This window comes from Pseudocitrobacter corydidari, from assembly GCF_021172065.1.
GTDB lineage: Bacteria > Pseudomonadota > Gammaproteobacteria > Enterobacterales > Enterobacteriaceae > Pseudocitrobacter > Pseudocitrobacter corydidari.
Genome location: NZ_CP087880.1, coordinates 545,589 through 567,710, shown reverse-complemented (window position 1 = coordinate 567,710; position 22,122 = coordinate 545,589). Strand labels below are relative to the sequence as shown.

Here is a 22,122-nt window from a genome sequence, read left to right as displayed (position 1 = left end):
AAATGGCGTATATGTGATATTTTTGTCTATCTATGAACTTACCAGAACTTAAGATATCAACCGAGCACTTTACAATCTAAAATATACAGCCAGACTTTCCACTGTTTTACCACCAAAAGGAGATGATTCTTCTTTGTATTAAGAAAAAACCTTTAACGAGTTCTGACTATGAGATTTTTATTTAACAAACAGGTCATCTTTGACGCAGATTCTGGAACCTTATTCCTGGCTGACACTCCCGACGATGCGGTACAAATATCCAACCCAACTAAGCGATTATTATTACTACTCACATGCCATCAAGGGGAAGTAATTAACCGCGAGATAATATTTAAAAAAGTCTGGGATGACTTTGGTATGGTTTCCAGTAATAACAACCTCAACCATTGCATCAGCAAACTGCGCCGAATTCTCCGTAACCTCGGGCTGGAAGATGAGGTCATCACTACCGTACCCAAGATGGGTTTTATGTTCCATCAGCAGGTCACGGTTGAACTGCTTCCCGAGCCTGAGACGAATGCCCCCATTGAAATTTTTAATGATATTTCAATGAGTAAAAACAATGATTCTCCCGCAGCACCGTCTGACGCGGTAAAGGCGCACCTCTCTTCGGGGAAAATTCAAACCCTATCCATCATTACACTTTTCTGCGCAATACTTGCGCTTTGCGTGACGCTCGCGTTCTGGTATCAGCATCGCCCGGAAGATCGTCGGGAAATTTATATCGGCGAAGCAGGAAACTGTAATGTCCTGGTCTCCGTCCCTTTACCGAACAACACCGATACCGAGAGTTTAAAAAAGGGCATTCTGAATTACGCACAATCGTTAAATCCGCAATGTCGCAGCGACCAGTACGTCCTGGTTATCAAAAGTAATACTTTCAGAGTATACAGTAACGATCTTTCTCGCCTGTACATGATGCTTTGTGGCTCACTTCGTGAAAATAAAGCGGAAGTGTGCTGGAGCCTTAGCGAAGCCACCTCCACTACCCGCCGTTAATTTACTCTGAGGGCAGTAACTCACTGCCCTTTCTTGTTCCACATCAAATTCCTACTTTAAATTCGACATAAAAAAAACGATCTCGCACCAATCCAGTGGTAATCACCTGAGATTTTACCTAAGTCACTTTTACTTGCCGGTAACATTACTCCTGAGAATTTCAGCGTATAACACCATGACTAAGTGCATTTACGCATGATTAACAGAATATTAATCTTAATATTCACCTGTTAATAGTTAATGATTACATAACGTAGGAAATATCTTAACCTTTTCGTACATGTTACTGCTGGCTTGCAACACCTCGTTTACCCGCGTTTAAAGCTGCCCGCAGAAGCCATGGAACAAGCAATCAGGTTTATTCAGGATTAACAGGAAACGCATCATGTTGAAAAAATGTTACTTAGCTATGCTGTCAGGTTCTCTGCTGGTATCCGCTAACGCAATGGCTATTTCAGATAACACCATCACCTTCCAGGGCGAAGTCACAGACGAAACCTGTTCTGTGGCCATTAACGGCAACCAGGCAACACCTGTTGTACTGCTGCCTACGGTAAGCAGCACCGATCTGGCCGCCAGTGGTGATACCGCCGGCCCAGTGACCTTTGATATCGGCCTTACCGGCTGCACCGGCGACACCACCAACGCCACCAAGATCTCCACCGTGTTCGTCGGCAACCAGGTGACCACTAACGGTAACCTGGGTAATACCGGCACCGCGTCCAACGTTGAAGTACAAATTCTGGATACCAAAGGTACCGAAATTAACCTGACAAACGGATTCACCGGTACCGGCGACCTGACGCTAGCGGCGGGCGATAAAGAGGTATCTGCAACCTATACCGCGCAGTACTACGCAAATGGCAAAGCGACCGCGGGTACCGTTGAAGCCACTATGCAGTACGCCGTTTCTTACCAGTAATTCTCTTCAGGGCACAGCCCGTGCTGTGCCCTTTTTTGACGGAAGGAATCCATGATTTCAATGCGCGTCTTTCATCGCAGTTTGCTGTGTTTGGTGGCCTTAGGCCTGAGCGGTCTTGTTACGGCGCACGCCAGCGTCACCATGTTGGGCAGCCGTATTATTTACAACGCGAAGTCTTCCTCCGTGGATGTTCAGCTCAAAAATAATGACACCTACCCCTACGTCGTACAGACATGGTTTGACGAAGGCAATGTCGATGCCAATCCACAGAATAGCCATGCGGTGCCGTTTTTATCGACGCCCCCGGTTTTCCGCATTCAGGCTAAGGCCGGGCAAATTGTGCGCATTGTTTACAGCGGTGCGAAACCGTTGCCGAAGGACAGAGAATCCGTCTTCTGGTTCAACTTTTTACAGGTTCCTCCGACTAACGTTGCGGGCGATCAAAAGCAAAACAAGATGCTGATCATGCTGCGTACCCGGGTGAAGCTGTTTTATCGCCCGGAAGGCCTCACCGCGCCGGGAGATATCACCAAAAGCCTGCAAGTTTCAGCCGTGCGGGATGGCCGCAAAGGCTTAGGTATTCAGGTTAAAAATACGTCGGCATGGTTTGCTTCGCTCTCCAATATGACCGTCGAAACAGGCGGCAGCAAAATCCCGGTGAACGTGGATATGGTCGCCCCTTTTTCCAGCGAAACATTTTGGCTTAACGGTAAAAGCGCGCCTCAGCAGGGCCGGGGCAAAGTCACCCTTACTGCGATTAATGACCAGGGCGCAAGGATAAGCGAGCACTACGATGTTACGTACCCCTGATTTCCCTTTAAAGCGGCTCACATCGCTGATTGCCTTAATCGTTGCTGGCGCCGCGCAGGCGGATGATTACTATTTTGATCCTGCGTTGTTCCAGGGGTCGGCGTATGGGCAAAATATTGGGCAGTTTAATCAGCAGCATATTTCTCCGGGAAATTACCTGGCGGATGTTTATGTGAACAACACGCTGGTGAAAACGGGTGTCAAAGTGACATTTGCTGACAAGGGGGCCGACAGCGCGCCGGAACCTTGCCTCACAGCGGCATTGATGAAAAGCGCGCAGCTCAAAACCGTGTCGGAAGAGGACGAAGCAGAGACCTGCAAGCCGTTTAGCGTCTGGGTGCCAGACGGTAGCTGGCAGTTCGAGTCGTCCACTTTACGGTTGCAGCTTGCCATTCCCATGACCGAACTGGTGCACAATCCGCGCGGCTATATCTCGCCAGAAGAGTGGGATAGCGGGGCTTCGGCGATTTTCCTGCGCCACAACACCAGCTATACCGTTAATGAAAATACCGACAGCCACTATCGCTATCAATATTTATGGAGCGGGATTAACGCCGGTACCAACCTTGGCCTGTGGCAAGTACGCCACCAGGGCAATTTGCGCTATGTCGATAATAACCAGACCGGCAGCGCTTATCGCTATAACAGCGTGCGAACCTGGGTTCAACGCCCGATTGAACAGCTTGAAAGCATCATGACTGTCGGCGATAGCTATACCGACAGCAGCCTGTTTGGCAGCCTGTCATTTAACGGGATTAAGCTCGCCACCGATGAAAGAATGTGGCCGCAGGGCAAACGCGGCTATGCGCCGGAAGTGCGCGGTATCGCTGGCAGCAGCGCGCGGGTCATCGTCAGTCAGTTAGGCAAAACTATCTATGAAACAAACGTTCCCCCTGGGCCGTTTGTCATTAACGACCTTTATAACACGCGTAACCAGGGCGATTTGCAGGTAGAAGTGGTGGAAGCCAACGGCAAAACGTCGACCTTCACGGTGCCCTACTCTGCCGTGCCCGACTCGGTTCGCCCCGGAAACTGGCACTATTCCCTCTCGATGGGGCGCGTACGTCAGTATTACAGCGTCAATAACAACTTCTTTGAAGGCACGCTGCAACACGGTATCAACAACAACTTTACGCTAAACGCCGGGGCGCGTATTGCCAAAGAGTATCAGGCCTGGCTGGCCGGTGGCGTGTGGGCGACCGACCTTGGCGCATTTGGCATGAATGCCACGTGGTCAAACGCGCAGGTTGAAAACGGCGATCGCCAACAGGGCTGGCGCAGCGAGTTAAGCTACAGCAAAACGTTTTCATCCGGCACGAATCTGGTGCTGGCGGCGTACCGCTATTCCACCAGCGGCTTCCGCGATCTCCAGGATGTGCTGGGCGTTCGTCGGGAAAACAAAAGTGGTGAAGATTACTATTCTGATACGTTGCATCAGCGCAACCGACTGTCGGCGACGGTAAGCCAGCCCTTATGGGGTTTTGGTACGCTCAATATGAGCGCCAGCACAGCGGATTACTACAATAACCAGTCGCGCATTACGCAGTTGCAGCTTGGCTACAGCAATCAGTGGCAGCAGATCAGCTACGGCTTTAACGTTGCCCGTCAGCGCACGTCGTGGGATTACGGACGTTTCTATAGCAGCGTGAACGATCCCGACGATGACACCAGCCGGCAAAAATACACCGAAACCACCGTCTCGATGAATATTTCCATCCCGCTCGACTGGGGACAAAGCCGTTCGTCTGTCGCCATGAACTACAACCAGACGCGCCAAAGCCGCTCCTCTACCGTCTCGATGACCGGCTCCGCAGGAGAAGGCGGTGATTTCTCCTGGTCTATGTATGGCGGATATGAACGTTATCGCGATGGCAGCACCGGCAGTTCCGCAACCTTCGGCGCGGGTGTGCAGGAAAATACCCGCATCGGCGCACTGCGGACCAATTACGACCAGGGAAATAACTACCGTCAGACCGGGCTCGGCGCTTCGGGCACGATCGTGCTGCATCCTGGCGGCGTAACTCTTGGGCCCTACACCAGCGATACCTTTGCGCTTATTCACGCAGACGGCGCGCAGGGCGCCCGCGTGCAGAACGGCCAGGGCGCGGTGGTCGACAGCTTCGGCTACGCCATTCTGCCTTCACTGGCCCCTTATCGCGTTAATAACGTCAGCCTTGATACACAACAAATGAACGCAGATGCCGAGCTAACAGGCGGCAGCCAGCGCGTGGTGCCGTACTCCGGCGCTATCGCACGGGTGAATTTCAACACGCTGAAAGGGAAAGCGGTGTTGATAAACCTTAATGCCGGTAACGGGATTCTGCCACCGATGGGCGCCGACGTACTCGATGGCGAAGGCACTCTGATAGGCATGGTCGGCCAGGGCGGGCAAATTTACGCGCGTATTCCGGCGGCGTCCGGATCGCTGCTGGTGCGCTGGGGCGAAAATGCGCAACAGCGGTGCCGCGTGCCGTATCAGCTCCCCGCCGATGACGAGAAACAGATAATCACCTTAAATCAACGCTGCGAGAAGGAATAACATCATGCGCGCCTGGCTTCAAACCCTGAGCATCCTCGTTGGCATTCTTTGCAGCACCTCGCTGTGGGCCACCTGCTACCGCGTGACCAGCACAAGCTCGCTCTCTGACGCCGCCAAAAGCGCGGGCTATACGGCAGCTGACTGGACAGGGGCCTGCGATACCTGTAGCGGCAACGTGGGCCTTCCGGCAGTCATTAGCCTGAATAGCGGCAGCAACTTTCAACCATCTGGCACACTGCTGGGTAGCGGTGTGGGGAGTTTCCTGACCGCCGCCACCAATAAGCCCTATACAGCGAATCAGATTCTGTTCCGCTGCGCCGTTGCGGATGCCGACAGTCTGTATGAGTTTTATGCCACCAACGGTGATTCTACTTATGCCGGGAAATATACCACCTCAGAGGTGGAGGGGGCTTACTACGATTATGTGAAAAACGTCGCGGTACGTATGACCAACCTCACCACCGGCGAGCCCTACAGCCGCTACTGGAAGTCGCGTAAATTCACCGCCAGCGACTGGTACAGTGACGGGACCTACATTTACATCCCGGCCAGCGCTTTCAGTAACGTGCTCTATGAGATGTTTAAAATCAACTCAACCACCTACGGCGCCGAAGGCTCTAAGCGTTATGTCGATCTCTTTACCCAACCGCGCGGTTACATCGCGTTCAAAGGGCCAGGTGTTTCAGACGCTCTGGCAAATGGCGCTGATAGCCTTTCAAATTACTCGGGCTGGCATTGGGGCTGGCCGGGCGCATGGGGCAGCTACGGCAGCGTCACTTATGTTCGCGGAGCGATTTGCCAGGTCAGCGATTATCCCGCGCGCGTGCTGCTCCCGACGATGAGCGTCGCCCAGTTACAGGCCGGCAATGCCAGCCAGGCCCCGTTCACCGTCAGCCTGCAGTGCGAGTCCGGTGCGATCTCAAGCACCAGCACCTCTACCACCAGCGCCGCGAATGTTGCCATGGGCTTTCTCGTCAATCAGCCCGCCGCCGTGGCTGCCGCACGAACGCTGAATCTGGTCACGACCGGCGGCGGCCTGACATGGCTGCTCGATACGCGGTACGGCAGCAGCGGCGTCGCCTCGGGCGTAGGCATTAAGATTTATAACAGCAACGGCACGGCGCTGAATCTGTTACCGGATCAATCCAGTATGGGCACCGGGAATACCCGAGGCTGGTATGCCTATAAGGATCTCACCACCCTGGTTTCATCGGATACCGTCGATACCTATACCGGCGATTTTACCGCCTCTCTCGAAGCTATCAGCGGTCAAACCGTTACCGCAGGAACAGTCAATGCGCAATTACAAGTGGTGGTCAGTTTTCAGTAAGGTGGCGTTACTGCTGGCATTCTCGGCTCAGGTGCACGCCGCAGTAAACGTTGACCGCACGCGGATCGTTTTCAGCGCCAGCGACGTCGCCCGCTCGTTAAATCTTTCTAACGATGGAACGACGCCGATGGTGATGCAGGTGTGGGCGGACGATGGCGATCCGGCCAGCACGCCGGATGTGAACCCTACGCCGGTGGTGGTTATTCCACCGGTCTTTAAGATGCTCCCGGGCGAGCTTCGGTCATTAAAACTGATGCTCGCCTCTCGCCAGGGACTGGCTGAGGACAGGGAAACGCTTTTTTGGCTCAACATTTATCAGATTGCCCCGGATAACGCGGCAAGCGGCCGTGAAGGGCAAAAGGTGATTTTGCCGCTGCGGTTGCGCATGAAGGTATTCATTCGCCCGGCGGGCTTGCAGCCGCCAGAAGAAAAAGATGAGCGCGGGCTGCGTTTTAGCGTTAGCGGAGATACGTTGCGGGTTGTGAATCCTTCACCCTGGTATATGAGCTTGTCGCTGCATCTTCCCGGCCAGCAGAAACCCGCCAGCGTAATGATTGCGCCGCGTAGTGAGGAAAAGATTACGCGGCCTGCGTCCTTAAATGCAGGAACTATTCTGGTTTATGACGTCATAACCGATGATGGCAACTATCGCCGTTATCAGGCAAACCTTACCACAGGCGGGTAAACGTTCAGGGCGTCATTGCAGACGCCCTGAAAAGTTATTTCACCAGCCCCTTCTCTTTCAGGTAGTCCGCCGCCACTTTCTTCGCATCGACGCCTTCCACCGCAATGCGCGCGTTAAGCTGCTGAAGAGTTTTTTCATCCAGGCTTTCGAATACTGGTTTCAACCAGTTCTCCAGCTGCGGATATTCCTTCAGCACCGCTTCGCGTACCACCGGCGCAGGTGCGTAAATCGGCTGCACACCTTTCGGATCGCTCAGGGTAACTAACCCCAGCGCCGCCACCGGCCCATCGGTGCCGTAGGCCATCGCCGCATTCACGCCGGACGTTTGTTGGGCGGCGGCTTTAATCGTTACCGCGGTATCGCCGCCCGCCAGTGACAGCAGCTGCGGCTGGTTAAGTTTGAAATCGTAGGCTTTCTCAAAGGCCGGAAGCGCATCCGGGCGTTCGATAAACTCAGCGGACGCCGCAAGCTTAAAGCTTCCGCCCGTTTTCAGATAGCGGCTGAGGTCATCCAGTGAGGTGAGCTTGTTTTTATCTGCGAGATCCTGACGCACGGCAATGGTCCAGGTATTGTTGGCGGGCGCAGGCGTCAGCCAGATAAGATGGTTTTTCTCACCATCGAGCTTTTTGACTTTCTCATAGCCCTGCCTGGCGTTTTTCCATGCCGCATCGTTTTCATCTTTAAAGAAAAATGCGCCATTGCCGGTATATTCCGGGTAGATATCCAGCTCGCCGGAGGTGATCGCGCCGCGCACAACCGGCGTGGTGCCAAGCTGCACTTTGTTCACCGTTTTAACGTCGTGGCTTTCCAGCACCTGCAAAATGATATTTCCGAGCAGCGCCCCTTCGGTATCAATTTTCGAGCCGACTTTTACCGGAGACGCCGCCTGAAGCGGCAGGCTCACGGCTGCCAGAAATGCCAGTGAACCTGCCCAGAGCTTGACGTGAGACATGATACTTTCCTCATTCTTTTACTGTTGTTTTCAGAGAATTAAGGAAAAAGCATAGTTGATAAAAATCATCTTTACCGAAAGATTCAGAAACGGCTACTCACTGCTCGAGTCTTCCCCGTCAAGCTCACTGACCGGCGTAAAGTGATTATTCAGCCAATCATAATTACCTTCGACGGTGACTAAATCATGATTACCTTTACTGAGGTAGGCCGCATCCAGGTCACGCGTTTCCATACGCGCCATCCTCCCCATAGAATCGGAGATAAAATAGAGATAGCGCTCATCACGGGCGAAAGTATCGGAAGGTGTTCCATCGGGGTTTTTAAGCCAAACCAGTGCGCCCACGGTATCAAAAGTCTGCACTTCATCGAGTCCGACGAAATAGACACGTCGGCCATATTGATTTAACCCCCTCTCCAGCTGCAGCTCGGGGTCGATAATTTTTGTCACAACCAGGGTTTTATCCAGCGGAGAGCGATACTTAAATTGATAGAGTGAATCCTTGTATTGCGCCGAGTTACCGTTCAGACGTGTAAAATGTTCAGGATCCACTCCCTCTAACGTTTCAATACGGCAGTCATCGCCGCTGGTTGACGCGTCGCGCGTTATCCAGGTCACTTTATCTTTCTGGATATCAAAGGTGTCGAGGCAATTTTTGCCGAAGGCATACCGGTGGGTGCCGTTTTTATCGCGATAAATAAGCAGCGTGCCCGGCATCCAGCGCACGATAGCGAAAGAATCAGGGTCGGTCGGCAGCGCTTTACCGTTAAGAAAAACTTGCGTTGGGGTGCGGAAAAGCGTATCCCACGGGCCGGGGTTATATCGCGTATCACAGGTGGTACGTGGCCGTATCGGCCCGTTTTGATTCCAGCTTTTTACGCCCAGGATGACGTAGCCCTTGGCTGAGCTTATCCAGCGGCCTCGATAGTACAGATTATGACTATCTTTCAGCACATCGGCGTCATCCTGGGCATCAGGGATCCCGCCAACGGACTGAAGTGAAGCAAAGTCCACCTGTTTCTCGCCATGATTATCATCCGTGCGCTCACCATCAAAATAGAGGCTGTCTTTGTCTGCGGCAAAACGACCATAGGCGCGAAACGTGGCAACATCCACCTTCGGCGCACCTGGCGGGTTTTGCACAATTTTACCCGCCCATAAAATATGCTGCCCATCAGTCAACCAGTCAAAACGCCAACCGCCGTTCTTCAGCTCACCTGAATAGACCGAAGCCATAATAAAATCGTGATTAATCTCTTTAGGTGAATCATATCTATGAATGATTGCATCAGGCACCCGTCGCAACTGGCTGAATGTTACCTGCGGTAAGAGGATATCCGGGAAATGAATATTGTAATCATCCCGACTTTCTCCCACGACATATTTCGCTCCATTACCCGACTTTTGATAGAGGAAAGCTGAATATGAAACACCGGAACAGGCCTGCGCCAGGCCCGGAATTAGCATCATCAGTGAGGTAAGGTAAAGGCACTTTCTTAACATGACATCATCCTGATTTTACGGGTGTTAATGAGAGCTTTTAATAAGTAACTCAATCTCTTCATTGGTAATATTCCGCAGCGGTATCCAATGACCTGATGCGGGAATGTATTGTTCCAAAGGTGCCTTATTCTCGCCGTCTTCATCATCTCCATATCTATAGCGTGTTCGGATTGGTTTCCGAAATAACTGTCCATCCGCATTCAGAAAAATATTAAGCTCCAAACGTTCACCCGGCGATATGTACTCATCAATAAGCTCAGCAAACTCTTTCGGGCTAACAATGCTCAGCTCAGCATCCGGTTCCAGTGGACTAAATTTCACCAGATAGACACGATCTTTATAAATCCCCACGCGCTCAGTCAGCCGATAAAAATATTCCGGGTCGACACCCTCCAGCGTCTCAACCACGCAGTCATGGCGAGTACGAACGGTTGAGGGGCGTTTAAGCCAGGTCACGCTATCCGAGCGAATATCAAATACCCGACAGTTCTTCTCTTCATCGCCGATGGTATATTCATGCTCGCCGTTTTTATCGCGATAAATCAGCAAAGAACCGGGCATCCAGCGCACCACCTCGAAAGTATCCGCATCCGTGTTGATAGGGGCACCATTAACAAATACCTGGGTTGCCGTGCGGGCAAGAGAATCGTTGACGTCGCGATGCCGTGCCGGATCGTACAGTAGAGAACCCTGTTCGGCGTCATCGCTCCACGCCAGAACTTCAAACCCCGTTGCGTCGGCGAGCCAGCGCCCCATAAAGTAGAGATTATTTTTGTCTTTCAGTAGCCCGTAAATCTCCGTGGCCTCCAGCGTCGCCATATCGACACGCTTATCACCGAGATTACTGTCGGTGCGCTCGCCGTTAAAGTAGAGCGACTTTTTATCCGCCGCAAACTCACCAAAGGCCTGAAACGTAGCGGCGTCCACTCGAGGCGTATTTTCCGGGTTACGGATTATCTTTCCGGCCCACAACACATAGCGGCCATCGCTGACATACGCGTGCTCGCAGCTCTCTTCGCAATACCAGTAATCCGGGTTAATTTTTACCAGAGGAGCTTTGTTTTCCGGGCGGGATAAATCGGCAATACGGCTTAGCCGAACATAATTGACGTCGGGCAAATGAGAGAGCACATCACCGTCATAAAGATAAACGGTTTCCCCATCCTTTAACTGATACTCATAGCTTGCGGCACTGGCGGAGGTTGCCAGTAAGAACACGCCCGCGAATAACCATCCTTGTCTGAACATAGCTGCCCTTATCCTGTCGTTCCTGATGCGGATATATAGGCGCAACGTTTTATAAAAATCCAGCGCGCTGAGAATTTTTAGGAATTCATCAAACGCACCGGATAAGTGCTGCAAGATTGCCTGATGCGCTACGCTTATCAGGCCTACGCGATTTATATTTTGTAGGCCGGATAAGACATTTACGCCGCATCCGGCAAGGGCAAAGCGCACTGTGTCAGCAAGGCGAGTGACCTTACTTTTCCTGAGGCACCTTTAGCGGAATCGCCAGCACGCTGGCGGCGAAATAAAGCACCGCAATCACCCACAGCGTACCTTCCACGCCAAGGGGATCGACGCAGAGCGTGACGATCAGCGGCCCGGCAAAGTTGCTTAGGCCAGATCCTAAATTAAGGCAGGAAATTGCCGCGCCTTTGTTTTCCGGCAGCAGCGCGGGGATCAGCGCGCTCAGCGGGCCGAATGCGCCCAGGCCGATGGCGTAAATGGCCAGTGCGGCAAACAACGCCACCTCACTGTTACCGAACAGTACCGGGGCGTAGCACACCGCCAGCGACGCTGCGCCGCACAGCGTGCCGGAGAAAAAGACCACGGTTTTACGCCAGCCGATGGTATCGCCCAGCCAACCGAAGAAGTATCCGGCAAAGATATTCAGCACATTGACCAGCCCCCAGATAGTCAGCCACTCCTGAATGCTGAAACCGAAGCGCGGCAGGTAAACCGGCATCAAAATTACCAACGAGAATTTGCCGATATCGTTGATGGTTTTTACCAGCACCGCCAGGCGCATTTTCGGCTCGCGCGCCAGCACCATCAGCCCTTCGCCCAGCGCCGGTAAGATTTTGCTATCTGACTCACGCTCGGGCTGCGCCCGGTTAAGCACCAGCGCGCAGCCGCTGCCCGCCAGCACAAAAACAAAGCCAATCAGCAAAGTGGTGGTTTCCCCGCTACGCGGGATCATAAAGCCCGAAAACCACGGCGCGACGATGGTCATGCCGACGCCAAAGGCAATCCAGAACCAGGACACCGCCCGCCCCAGAATGCGCGTTTCACAGCACTGGTTAATCCACACCAGAAATGAGTAGGCAAAAAGCGGATAGGCCACCCCGCGCAGGGCATAGCTGGCGACCATCAACGGATAGTTTCCGTGCGGCAGCGCCCAGAAGATAAACGGCACCGAGCCGATAAAATAGACCAGCGTCGCCGCCCACATCAGGCGACGAATGCCCAGCACGCCTGCGCCAATCCCGGAGAACCAGGAGACCAGCGCCACGCAAAGGCCGAAGACCGACGACATCATGCTGATATCGCGCGCGTCAAAGCCGCGCTGTTGCAGCAGCGACGCCAGCCAGCTCTGCTCGATAGTCGCGCCGGTAATAAACAGAAAGACGCCAATAAAGCCCCACAGCAGCTGGCGAGGAAGGCCAATTCGCGCCCAGATGCCTTGTTGAATGTACACGCTATGTTCAGTCATAAATGCCAGTCAAAAAAGTAAGCCCGGCGTAGAGTGCACCGGGCGGGTCAATGATTACGCGTTCTTTAGTTGCACCGCGTTTTCTTTCGCTTTCATCAGGCTGCGGTTCACACAGCCGACGGTGTTATCTCCCCAGCACTGCTCGTAAGGCAGGCCGGTCAGCGATTCGATAACCTCTTTGGTTTCGGCGGTGACCGTCGCTTTGCTGCCGCCCTGTTTCAGGCGCGCCACTTCATCGTTAAGAATCGCATGGGTGCGACCATTCACTTTGAACTGGAAGGCAGACCAGATACCCCACGCGGTGAGGATCACCGGCAGGATTATCATGATGGCGAGGATCATGTTGATAGCCGACTGGGGCTGGCTCGCCTGACCGGTAACAAAACCGGACATCTGCAATGCCACGCCCACCAGGAAGATAGAGAGCGCCTGAGAGGCTTTACGCAGCAGGCTCATAAAGCCCGCAAAAATCCCTTCACGGCGGTTACAGGTGAGAATTTCATCCACATCCGCCACGAAGGTGTAGTTGTTCCATGGAATGGAGTAGATACCGCCGCGCGCCAGACCCGCAATTCCCGCCGCCAGATAGAGCAGCGCCATGCTGGTTGAGCCGCTCAGGTAGGTGAAGGTGAACAAACCAAAAGCAATCAGCGCCATGCTGGCCTGAGTAGCAAATGCGCGGGACGGCGAGTAGCGCAGGGTCAGCCAGGTGGCGACACCGACGCCGAAGAATTGCAGACCGTTAATCGCGCTCAGCAGGTTAGAGGCCACAATCGACGAGGTAGAGAGCGCAAACACCACAAAGTAGGTGAAGACGGAGTTAAAGATATCCTGCCCCACGGAACCGCCCAGATACATGCCCAGGTGAGAGCGGAACGTTTTGATTTTTAAGGTGGAAACGAAATCGTAGTAGATATTGAAAATCCGCGTGGAAAGCGGCAGTTTCTCGGCGGTTTCGATAGTGCGCTCGCTCTGTTCAATCTCTTCGATAGAGCGTTCCCAGGTGCCAAAATAGACAAAGAACAGCACTACCATGAACGACACGGTGAAAATCGCCCCGGCGTAGAAGAAGGAATCCGCCGAATCTGAACCAAAATAGTTAATCAGGCGGCCCGGAAGAAACGCAGCGGTAAAGCCGGCAAACTGCGCGATATACATACGGGCGCTGGTCAGTTTCGACCGTTTGGTGAAATCGGAGGTCATTTCCGCCGACAGGGTGTCGTACGGAATCAAAATCATCGAATAGACAATTTCAAACAGGATATAGACCAGCAGATACATCCAGTAGTTGAAGCCTTCCACCCACAGCAGGCTGTACACCGATACCAGCGGAATGCTGAGCAGCAGGAAGAAGCGGCGACGACCAAAGCGGCGGCCCAGCCAGGTTTTGTGGAAGTTGTCGGAAATGTAGCCCATCAGCGGGCACATAATCACATCGACAATACGCGCGACCGCAAACAGCGACCCGGCCTCAATTGGCGTCAGGCCGCAGAAGGTGGTTAAGAAGAACAGCAACCAGGCGCTGACCAGCGTGAAGGCCCCTGAACCAATCACATCCGCCAGGCCGTAACAGACATAGTTATGGAGTTTTATCTCCCTGACTTTTTTTATCATTTTTCCATCCCCTTAAACTGACATCCGGCGATAGCGACCCCAGAGCCGCGCCGCCGCTCTGAATGCTTATTTCCCGTTCACTATCACCACGTCCTGCGAATGCCAGCCCGCCGGCAACGGCGTCGGGCGCACAGCGTTGAATTCACGCAGCACCAGCCCGGTAACGCCGTCGGCATACAGCGCCGGAAGCCCGCCAGGGTATGGCTCGACGCCCCACGCGCGCCCGGTTTCCGGGTTCACCAGGTAGGCGTTATCCAGACCCATCCCGATCGGTTTCGCCGGATTGCACGGTGGGCGAACATCAAAGCAGCCCTGCTCCTGCGCATCGCCCTGCACCTGCTGAAGCTGAACGCCGTTGAAAGTGATGTCGTGAATATCGCCTGCGGTTTCACTGTGCAGGTTGATTGCCCCTTCGCTGATACCGGAGAGGTTGCTGAAGGTAATGTGCTGAATCTGCCCGGCGGCAACCTGCGGGTCGCGACGACGCGCGGAGAGATACACCGGATCGGCTTTTCCCCAATGGCACGGATGACCGTGACGGCAATCAAACAGAATGTTGCTAAAGCTCATCTGGCTGAACGTGCCGCCATCGCGCGACACCAGACCGATGCCGCGATTAGACTCAAAAATGGTGCAGTTGCTGACGATGATGTGGCTGATATCCGCCGCCGTTTCAGTGCCCACTTTAATGGCGCAGCTTTTCGAACGAATGATGCAGTTGTTCACCACCACATGGCAGGTAGGCTGTTGCAGCGCAGGCGCTTTACGGGTGGTTTTCAGGCAAATGCCGTCATCGGCGGCGCTGAAGTAGCTGTCGCTGATGTGCACAAACTGGCAGCTATCGAGATCCAGCGCGTCGGTATTGGAGAGCGCCAGATCGTTGTCGATGGTTAAGCGATGAATGAAAATATGTTTGCAGCTCACCAGATGCGCGGTCCACATCGGTGAATCCGCCAGGGTGATATCGCACAGGCGCACCTGCTCACACCCTTCCAGCACCAGCAGACGTGGGCGCTGCACGGCAGGCTGACGATAGCCCTGCGCATCTGCCTGCGGCGCGAACCAGGCCGCCGCATTGCCTTCCACGCGCCCTTCCCCGCTAAGGGTTACCTGGCGCTGATTACGCGCGTACAGCAGCGCCATATGCGACAACTCAGCCATGGACTGCGTCAGGTCTTTCGGGTAATCCGCCACGTTGGGGCTGGCGCGCAGGCAGGCCCCGGCTTCCAGGTGCAACGTGAAATGGGAAGGTAGCACCAGCGTGCCGGTCAGCCAGACACCAGGTGAGATAGTTAACGTACCGCCGCCTGCCGCAGCAATGGTATCAATCATCTGCTGCAACTGTGCCGTAACCGGACGCGTGCCGGTGTTATCGAGCCCGGCCTGTTCGAGGGAGAGTTTCATTGCGCTACCTGTTTGATTTTCGATAGCCGCATTTAACGAAGTTTTCGCCCTTTGCTCGCGCTCCGTTTCCAGGCTTTTTTACGTAATAGTGAAAATCATCACGTCCGCCAAACGGGGGAGAAATAGCTTTTGATAGCGCGCACAAAATCAACGACGCAGAGGAAAGAGAAATGCGTTGGAGGTCACATTTTCATGTGCAGTGAGGAATAAAAGAGCGAGCAAAACGGGGGTGATAGCGAAATGTTATTGCAGAAGGTGACGATGTTCACGGAAGTGGGAAATGGATGGGGGATGGGGATTGATTTTTGGTAGGTGCGGTGAGTGCCCCCTCACCCCGGCCCTCTCCCCATGTACGGTCCGGGGACATAGTTAACACTTGTTCGGGGACATGGTAGACACTTACAACTAAGGCATAAGAATCCGTTTATGGAGTCGCTTATGCCCTAGGATGCGAGAGATACCATGTCATTACGTTCCGAGTTTGTTCTGTTCGCCTCACAAGACGGGGCGAACATCCGTTCCCTCTGCCGTCACTACGGCATTTCTCCCGCCACCGGTTACAAGTGGCTTCGTCGCTGGGCTGAGGAAGGCGCATCCGGTCTTCTGGACCGTCCCCGCGTACCTCATCACTCTCCCAACCGTTCTCCGGATGATATCACTGACCTGCTGCGCATCGCCCATGCCCGTCATGAGCGCTGGGGTGCCCGCAAGATAAAGCGCTGGCTCGAAGACCAGGGACACCGTATGCCCGCCTTCAGCACCGTCCATAACCTGATGGCCCGTCATGGTCTGCTACCGGGCACGGCTCCGGGCATTCCGGCCACAGGGCGCTTCGAACATGACGCGCCGAACCGACTCTGGCAGATGGATTTTAAGGGCCACTTCCCCTTCGGTGGGGGCCGCTGCCATCCGCTCACCCTGCTGGACGACCACTCTCGTTTCTCCCTGTGTCTGGCACCCTGCACCGATGAACGCCGTGAGACCGTGCAGCAGCAGCTGGTCAGCGTGTTTGAACGCTACGGGCTGCCAGACCGGATGACGATGGACAACGGCTCACCGTGGGGCGACACCACCGGCACCTGGACGGCACTTGAGTTGTGGCTGATGCGCCAGGGTATCCGGGTGGGGCATTCCCGGCCATATCATCCGCAGACACAGGGCAAGCTGGAACGTTTTCACCGCAGCCTGAAGGCGGAAGTACTGCAGGGTAAGTGGTTCACAGACAGCGGAGAGCTGCAGCGTGCTTTCGACCACTGGCGTACGGTGTATAACCTTGAACGGCCCCATGAAGCCCTGGGTATGGCCGTTCCGGCCTCGCGGTATCAGCCGTCTGCAAGGCAGTACAGCGACAGCATTACGCCACCGGAATATGATGAAGGGGTGATGGTGAGGAAGGTCGATATCAGCGGGAAGCTGAGCATAAAAGGTATCAGTCTGAAGGCAGGCAATGCGTTCAGGGGAGAGCGGGTCGGGCTGAAGGAGACGCAGGAGGATGGCTGCTATGAAGTGTGGTGGTACAGTACGAAAGTGGGGGTGATCGACCTGAAGAAAAGGTCGATCTCCATGGGTAAAGGATGTTAAAAAGTGTTCACCATGTCCCCGAACACCTGTCTACCATGTCCCCGGACTGTACAGGGGAGAGGGTTAGGGTGAGGGGTGAGGGGCGAAGGCCTACTTCAGCTCAAACTCCCCCTGCTTCACGCGCGCCGAATCCACGCCGATGAAAACGTTGAATTTGCCCGGTTCGGCATCGTATTTCATGCTCTGATTCCAGAACTTCAGCGCATCTACGTCAATCGGGAAGCTCACGGTTTGCGTTTCGCCGGGTTTCAGCGTCACTTTCTCAAAGCCTTTCAACTGTTTCACCGGGCGACTCATTGACGCTGTCACATCCTGCAAATACATCTGAATCACCGTCGCGCCTTCACGCTTACCGCTGTTGGTAACGTCTACGCTGGCGGTGACCTTGCCGTCGCGCGTCATTGACGGTGCTGACATTTTCACGTCAGAAACGGTGAAGGTGGTGTAGCTCAGGCCATAACCAAATGGATAAAGCGGGCCGTTGGCTTCATCGAAGTAGCGCGAGGTGTATTTGTTCGGTTTATCCGCGTTATACGGACGACCGGTGTTGAGATGGCTGTAGTAAACCGGGATCTGCCCCACTGAACGCGGGAAGGACATCGGCAATTTACCGGACGGGTTGTAGTCGCCAAACAGCACGTCGGCGATGGCGTTGCCGCCTTCGGTACCGGCGAACCAGGTTTCCAGAATGGCATCTGCCTGCTGATCCTCTTTCACCAGCGCCAGTGGACGCCCGTTCATCAGCACCAGCACCAGCGGTTTGCCGGTGGCTTTCAGCGCGGCAATCAGGTCGCGCTGACTTTGTGGGATCTCAATATTGGTGCGGCTGGAGGCTTCATGCGCCATCCCCTGCGCTTCGCCCACCACGGCCACCACGACGTCGGATTGCTTCGCCGCCGCCACCGCTTCATCAATCACCGCCTGCGGGGAACGCGGGTCAACTTTGACCGCTTCTTCATACAGATTCAGGAAGTCGACAATGCCTTTATCGTTGGTAACGTTCGCCCCTTTGGCGTAAACCACTTTGCCCTTATCACCCAGCGCGTTTTTAATCCCGGTGAGCACGGTCACCGATTGGTCTGCTACGCCTGCTGCCGACCAGCTACCCATCACATCGCGCTTACTGTCGGCCAGCGGGCCAACCACCGCCACGGTGCCCGATTTCTTCAGCGGCAGCGTCTCGAGACGGTTTTTCAGCAGCACCAGGCTTTCGCGCGCGACATCACGCGCATCTTTGCGATGCAGACGGCTTTCGGCGTTGGTGTCCTGCGGGTCTGAATCTTTCGGCCCAAGGTGGCTGTACGGGTCGTTAAACAGCCCCATATCATATTTGACGTTCAGCACGTGACGCGTGGCATCGTCCAGTTCCGCCATCGTCACCTTGCCGGATTTCACCAGCCCCGGCAGGTATTTGCTGTAATATTCATCGCTCATACTCATGTTAATGCCGGACTTCAGCGCCACGCGTACCGCATCTTCCGGGTCAGAAGCCGTACCGTGTTTAATCAGTTCTTTAATCGCCCCATGGTCGGAAACGGTAATGCCTTTGAAGCCCCACTTATCGCGCAGGATCTCTTTGAGCAGCCAGGCATCCGAGGTTGCAGGCGTGCCGTTCAGCGAGTTCAGCGCGACCATCACCGCACCGCTGCCCGCATCCAGCCCCGCCTTGTACGGCGGCATATAGTCGTTAAACAGACGCTGCGAGCTCATATCAACGGTGTTGTACTCTTTCCCGCCCTCAACCGCGCCGTAGGCGGCGAAGTGTTTCACGCTGGTCATCACCGAATAGCGATCCGCCGGGCTTTTGCCCTGCATCGCTTCCACCATGGTTTTGCCCATGATGGAGGTCAAATAGGTATCTTCGCCAAAGCCTTCCGAAGCACGACCCCAGCGCGGGTCGCGCGAGACGTCAACCATCGGCGCCCAGGTCATGTTCAGGCCATCGTCCGCCGCTTCATAAGCAGACACGCGCCCCACGGTGCGCACCGCATCAAGGTTAAAGCTGGACGCCAGTCCGAGGCTTATCGGGAAGACGGTACGCTGGCCATGCAGCACATCGTAGGCGAAGAAGAGAGGAATTTTCAGGCGGCTCAGTTCCATCACCTGATCCTGCATTTTGCGGATATCCTGGCGGGTGACGGTGTTAAAGATAGCCCCAACCTGGCCCTCTTTAATCATGTCGCGGATCGCCTCTTTCGGGTTATCCGGGCCGACACTTATCAGACGAAGCTGACCGATTTTTTCATCAACCGTCATCTTTTTGAGCAATTCGGTAACAAAGGCATCCCGCGCCTCGGGCGTCAAAGGATGATTGCCGAACAGATCTTCCGCCAGCGCGGGTTGCAGCGCCAGGCTCACGGCGACGCCTACAGAACATAACCATTTCATGTTGTTAGTCTCTTTATTCCATGCCAGTCAATCGGCGAAAGTTGATGAAAAACCGCAGTTTGCCATAAGCCTAAACGGCTGAGGAGTAGAAAGCGAAAGTTATTCTCTGAATTTTCGAAACATTCGTACTCCCAATAAATCTGCAAAGCGCTATTCTTAGGGACGACAAATTAGTCTCACCACAAGGAGTGGAATGATGTCTGCACAAGCCACCACTGATAATAAAGCGCTAATTAACGAACTCACCCGCCTGGTCGGTCACGCTCACCTGCTGACCGATCCGGCGAAAACCGCCCGCTATCGCAAGGGCTTCCGCTCCGGTCACGGTGACGCACTGGCCGTTGTCTTCCCCGGTTCACTGCTTGAACTGTGGCGCGTCCTCAACGCCTGCGTGAACGCGGATAAAATCATTCTGATGCAGGCGGCAAACACCGGCCTGACCGAAGGTTCAACGCCAAGCGGCAACGATTACGATCGCGAAATTGTCATCATCAGTACCCTGCGTCTTGATAAGCTGCATCTGCTTGATAAAGGCGAACAGGTGCTGGCCTGGCCGGGTACCACGCTCTATTCTCTGGAAAAAGCGCTTAAGCCGCTGGGACGCGAACCACACTCTGTGATTGGTTCTTCCTGCATTGGCGCCTCGGTTATCGGTGGGATCTGCAACAACTCCGGCGGATCGCTGGTGCAGCGCGGCCCGGCGTATACCGAAATGTCGCTGTTTGCGCGTATTGATGAGAACGGCAAGCTGACGCTGGTTAACCACCTGGGCATTGATCTGGGTGAAACGCCGGAGCAGATCCTCAGCAAACTCGATGATGAACGCGTGAAAGACAGCGACGTGCGCCACGATGGCCGCCACGCGCACGATCACGATTACGTCACTCGCGTACGCGATGTTGAAGCCGACACCCCAGCCCGCTACAACGCAGACCCGGCACGCCTGTTCGAATCCTCCGGCTGCGCCGGAAAACTGGCCGTTTTCGCCGTGCGACTGGACACCTTCCCGGCGGAAAAACGTCAGCAGGTGTTTTACATCGGCACCAATCAGCCGGACGTGCTGACGGAAATCCGTCGCCACATTCTGGCGGAATTCAAAAACCTGCCGGTGGCGGGCGAATATATGCATCGCGATATTTACGATATCGCCGAGCAGTACGGCAAAGATACCTTCCTGATGATCGACAAACTCGGCACCGACAAAATGCCGTTCTTCTTTACGCTGAAGGGGCGCACCGACGCGATGCTGGACAAAGTGTCGCTGTTTAAGCCGCACTTTACCGACCGTTTTATGCAGAAAGTCGGCCACGTCTTCCCGGCGCACCTTCCGGCGCGTATGAAACAGTGGCGCGATAAATATGAGCATCACCTGCTGCTGAAAATGGCGGGCGACGGTATTGAAGAAGCGCAGGCCTGGCTGGCGGAGTACTTCAAACAGGCGGAAGGCGGCTATTTTGTCTGTACTGCCGAAGAGGGCAGCAAAGCCTTCCTGCACCGTTTTGCGGCAGCGGGCGCGGCCATTCGCTATCAGGCAGTGCACGCCGATGAAGTGGAAGACATTTTGGCGCTGGATATCGCCCTGCGTCGTAATGATACCGAGTGGTTCGAGCATCTACCGCCGGAAATCGACAGCCAACTGGTGCATAAGCTCTACTACGGCCACTTTATGTGCCACGTGTTCCATCAGGATTACATCGTCAAAAAAGGCGTGGACGCCCACGAGTTGAAAGAAAAAATGCTGGTGCTGCTTCGCGAACGTGGCGCGCAATATCCGGCGGAACATAACGTTGGACATCTGTACGAAGCCGCCGACACGTTAAAACGTTTTTATCGTGAAAACGATCCGACGAACAGCATGAACCCCGGCATCGGTAAAACCAGTAAACAGAAATACTGGGGTGAAGGAAAGCCGCAGAATAATCGCGTTTCTGCCGCAAGCGACGAGCCCTCTGTGAAATAAGAGAGACGGATTGTTATTCAGGTTCGCGCCGTATTAGAGTGAGTGAATGACGCCGGGGGAACGCTTCTCCGGCGATTTTTTTCACAAGGAATCTGAGTATGTCCGCGCGCGAAGCCGCTACTGATGTTGAAATTCGTTTAGCCCAGCCTGATGACGTCCACGCCATTTCCGCTATTTACGCCTGGCACGTGCTGAACGGGCGAGCCTCCTTTGAAGAAACCCCGCCATCCATTGATGAAATGCGCGAACGCATGAAGAAGGTCAATGACCACGGTCTGCCGTGGCTGGTTGCGCTGTATCGCGGCGTGGTGGTCGGGTATTGCTATGCGTCGCCCTACCGCCCTCGCCCCGCCTATCGTTATACGGTGGAGGAGTCGATTTATCTGGATACGACCATGACCGGACACGGCATTGGCAGCGCGCTGCTGGGCAGGTTAATTGAGATTTGCGAGCAGGGGCCCTGGCGACAGATGCTGGCGGTGGTCGGCGATGGGCACAACAACCCGGGATCGCTGAACCTGCATAAAAAAATGGGATTTGAGATTGCCGGGCAGTTGCGCAGCGTAGGTTATAAGCTCGGTGACTGGCGGGATACGTTGATCATGCAGCGCCCGCTTAATGATGGGGATTGGACGCTGCCGGAGTAGTAAATTGCCGCACTTTGCCGGATGGCGGCTACGCCTTATCCGGCCTACAAAACCCCACACCGCCCCGTAGGC

16 protein-coding genes are annotated in these 22,122 nt (G+C 54.5%); 9 read left to right on the top strand and 7 right to left on the bottom strand.

Translation table 11 applies throughout. The features are described 5' to 3' along the window. Positions 1–168 precede the first annotated feature (168 nt). From G163CM_RS02520 to G163CM_RS02495, 6 genes are all read left to right on the top strand, one after another. On the top strand, positions 169–999 hold the full coding sequence (locus G163CM_RS02520) for a winged helix-turn-helix domain-containing protein (protein WP_231826766.1): 831 nt from the start codon (positions 169–171) through the stop codon (positions 997–999). 385 nt (positions 1,000–1,384) lie between these two features. Further along, the gene (locus G163CM_RS02515) at positions 1,385–1,921 is read left to right on the top strand and encodes a fimbrial protein (RefSeq protein ID WP_231826765.1); all 537 of its coding nucleotides are present in this window, start codon (positions 1,385–1,387) and stop codon (positions 1,919–1,921) included. Between the two features lie 54 nt (positions 1,922–1,975). Next, positions 1,976–2,731 carry a fimbria/pilus periplasmic chaperone gene (locus G163CM_RS02510; protein ID WP_476748454.1) on the top strand — a complete coding sequence of 252 codons (756 nt, stop codon included), beginning with the start codon at positions 1,976–1,978 and terminating at the stop codon, positions 2,729–2,731. Next, positions 2,715–5,270, top strand: coding sequence for a fimbrial outer membrane usher protein (locus G163CM_RS02505; RefSeq protein ID WP_231826764.1), 2,556 nt, complete (start codon positions 2,715–2,717; stop codon positions 5,268–5,270). Before G163CM_RS02510 ends, G163CM_RS02505 begins: the two co-directional genes overlap by 17 nt. 4 nt (positions 5,271–5,274) lie before the next feature. Further along, a complete protein-coding gene (gene stbD, locus G163CM_RS02500; RefSeq protein ID WP_231826762.1) occupies positions 5,275–6,600 on the top strand; it encodes a fimbrial usher protein StbD in 1,326 nt (441 codons plus the stop codon). Further along, positions 6,566–7,285 carry a fimbrial assembly chaperone gene (locus tag G163CM_RS02495; RefSeq protein WP_231826761.1) on the top strand — a complete coding sequence of 240 codons (720 nt, stop codon included), beginning with the start codon at positions 6,566–6,568 and terminating at the stop codon, positions 7,283–7,285. Before stbD ends, G163CM_RS02495 begins: the two co-directional genes overlap by 35 nt. Before the next feature lie 34 nt (positions 7,286–7,319). Here G163CM_RS02495 and osmF read toward each other — a convergent pair whose 3' ends face one another. The 6 genes from osmF to G163CM_RS02465 form a co-directional block, all read right to left on the bottom strand. Further along, the gene (gene osmF, locus G163CM_RS02490) at positions 7,320–8,237 is read right to left on the bottom strand and encodes a glycine betaine ABC transporter substrate-binding protein OsmF (RefSeq protein ID WP_231826759.1); all 918 of its coding nucleotides are present in this window, start codon (positions 8,235–8,237) and stop codon (positions 7,320–7,322) included. Between the two features lie 93 nt (positions 8,238–8,330). Beyond that, entirely contained in the window at positions 8,331–9,740 is a 1,410-nt protein-coding gene (locus G163CM_RS02485) for a hypothetical protein (RefSeq protein ID WP_231826757.1), read from the bottom strand. Positions 9,741–9,764: 24 nt separating this feature from the next. Then, complete coding sequence (locus tag G163CM_RS02480) at positions 9,765–11,198, bottom strand: DKNYY domain-containing protein (protein ID WP_231826755.1); 1,434 nt, start codon at positions 11,196–11,198, stop codon at positions 9,765–9,767. Positions 11,199–11,220: 22 nt separating this feature from the next. After that, positions 11,221–12,456 carry an MFS transporter gene (locus G163CM_RS02475; protein WP_231826754.1) on the bottom strand — a complete coding sequence of 412 codons (1,236 nt, stop codon included), beginning with the start codon at positions 12,454–12,456 and terminating at the stop codon, positions 11,221–11,223. A 54-nt stretch (positions 12,457–12,510) separates the two neighbouring features. Next, positions 12,511–14,070 carry an MFS transporter gene (locus tag G163CM_RS02470; RefSeq protein ID WP_231826753.1) on the bottom strand — a complete coding sequence of 520 codons (1,560 nt, stop codon included), beginning with the start codon at positions 14,068–14,070 and terminating at the stop codon, positions 12,511–12,513. Between the two features lie 66 nt (positions 14,071–14,136). Continuing rightward, positions 14,137–15,474 carry a glycoside hydrolase family 28 protein gene (locus tag G163CM_RS02465; protein ID WP_231826751.1) on the bottom strand — a complete coding sequence of 446 codons (1,338 nt, stop codon included), beginning with the start codon at positions 15,472–15,474 and terminating at the stop codon, positions 14,137–14,139. Positions 15,475–15,936: 462 nt separating this feature from the next. Between G163CM_RS02465 and G163CM_RS02460 the strand changes: the two genes are divergently transcribed. Further along, entirely contained in the window at positions 15,937–17,055 is a 1,119-nt protein-coding gene (locus G163CM_RS02460; RefSeq protein ID WP_420851343.1) for an IS481 family transposase, read from the top strand. A gap of 90 nt (positions 17,056–17,145) precedes the next feature. Here G163CM_RS02460 and bglX read toward each other — a convergent pair whose 3' ends face one another. Next, on the bottom strand, positions 17,146–19,443 hold the full coding sequence (gene bglX, locus G163CM_RS02455) for a beta-glucosidase BglX (RefSeq protein ID WP_231826750.1): 2,298 nt from the start codon (positions 19,441–19,443) through the stop codon (positions 17,146–17,148). A gap of 196 nt (positions 19,444–19,639) precedes the next feature. Here bglX and dld point away from each other — a divergent pair, with 196 nt between their 5' ends. Together dld and G163CM_RS02445 are read left to right on the top strand one after the other, a co-directional pair. Continuing rightward, entirely contained in the window at positions 19,640–21,403 is a 1,764-nt protein-coding gene (gene dld / locus G163CM_RS02450) for a D-lactate dehydrogenase (RefSeq protein ID WP_231828316.1), read from the top strand. A gap of 98 nt (positions 21,404–21,501) precedes the next feature. Beyond that, positions 21,502–22,050: a GNAT family N-acetyltransferase gene (locus G163CM_RS02445; RefSeq protein ID WP_231826749.1), complete on the top strand. Its 549-nt coding sequence runs from the start codon at positions 21,502–21,504 to the stop codon at positions 22,048–22,050. Positions 22,051–22,122: the final 72 nt, after the last annotated feature.

What these genes read in the sequence shown, in the direction of transcription:
- G163CM_RS02520 (WP_231826766.1), top strand. Translation starts at nt 169, where the DNA reads ATGAGATTTTTATTTAACAAACAGGTCATCTTTGACGCAGATTCTGGA.
- G163CM_RS02515 (WP_231826765.1), top strand. Translation starts at nt 1,385, where the DNA reads ATGTTGAAAAAATGTTACTTAGCTATGCTGTCAGGTTCTCTGCTGGTA.
- G163CM_RS02505 (WP_231826764.1), top strand. Translation starts at nt 2,715, where the DNA reads ATGTTACGTACCCCTGATTTCCCTTTAAAGCGGCTCACATCGCTGATT.
- stbD (WP_231826762.1), top strand. Translation starts at nt 5,275, where the DNA reads ATGCGCGCCTGGCTTCAAACCCTGAGCATCCTCGTTGGCATTCTTTGC.
- G163CM_RS02495 (WP_231826761.1), top strand. Translation starts at nt 6,566, where the DNA reads ATGCGCAATTACAAGTGGTGGTCAGTTTTCAGTAAGGTGGCGTTACTG.
- osmF (WP_231826759.1), bottom strand. Translation starts at nt 8,237, where the DNA reads ATGTCTCACGTCAAGCTCTGGGCAGGTTCACTGGCATTTCTGGCAGCC.
- G163CM_RS02485 (WP_231826757.1), bottom strand. Translation starts at nt 9,740, where the DNA reads ATGTTAAGAAAGTGCCTTTACCTTACCTCACTGATGATGCTAATTCCG.
- G163CM_RS02475 (WP_231826754.1), bottom strand. Translation starts at nt 12,456, where the DNA reads ATGACTGAACATAGCGTGTACATTCAACAAGGCATCTGGGCGCGAATT.
- G163CM_RS02470 (WP_231826753.1), bottom strand. Translation starts at nt 14,070, where the DNA reads ATGATAAAAAAAGTCAGGGAGATAAAACTCCATAACTATGTCTGTTAC.
- G163CM_RS02465 (WP_231826751.1), bottom strand. Translation starts at nt 15,474, where the DNA reads ATGAAACTCTCCCTCGAACAGGCCGGGCTCGATAACACCGGCACGCGT.
- G163CM_RS02460 (WP_420851343.1), top strand. Translation starts at nt 15,937, where the DNA reads ATGTCATTACGTTCCGAGTTTGTTCTGTTCGCCTCACAAGACGGGGCG.
- bglX (WP_231826750.1), bottom strand. Translation starts at nt 19,443, where the DNA reads ATGAAATGGTTATGTTCTGTAGGCGTCGCCGTGAGCCTGGCGCTGCAA.
- dld (WP_231828316.1), top strand. Translation starts at nt 19,640, where the DNA reads ATGTCTGCACAAGCCACCACTGATAATAAAGCGCTAATTAACGAACTC.
- G163CM_RS02445 (WP_231826749.1), top strand. Translation starts at nt 21,502, where the DNA reads ATGTCCGCGCGCGAAGCCGCTACTGATGTTGAAATTCGTTTAGCCCAG.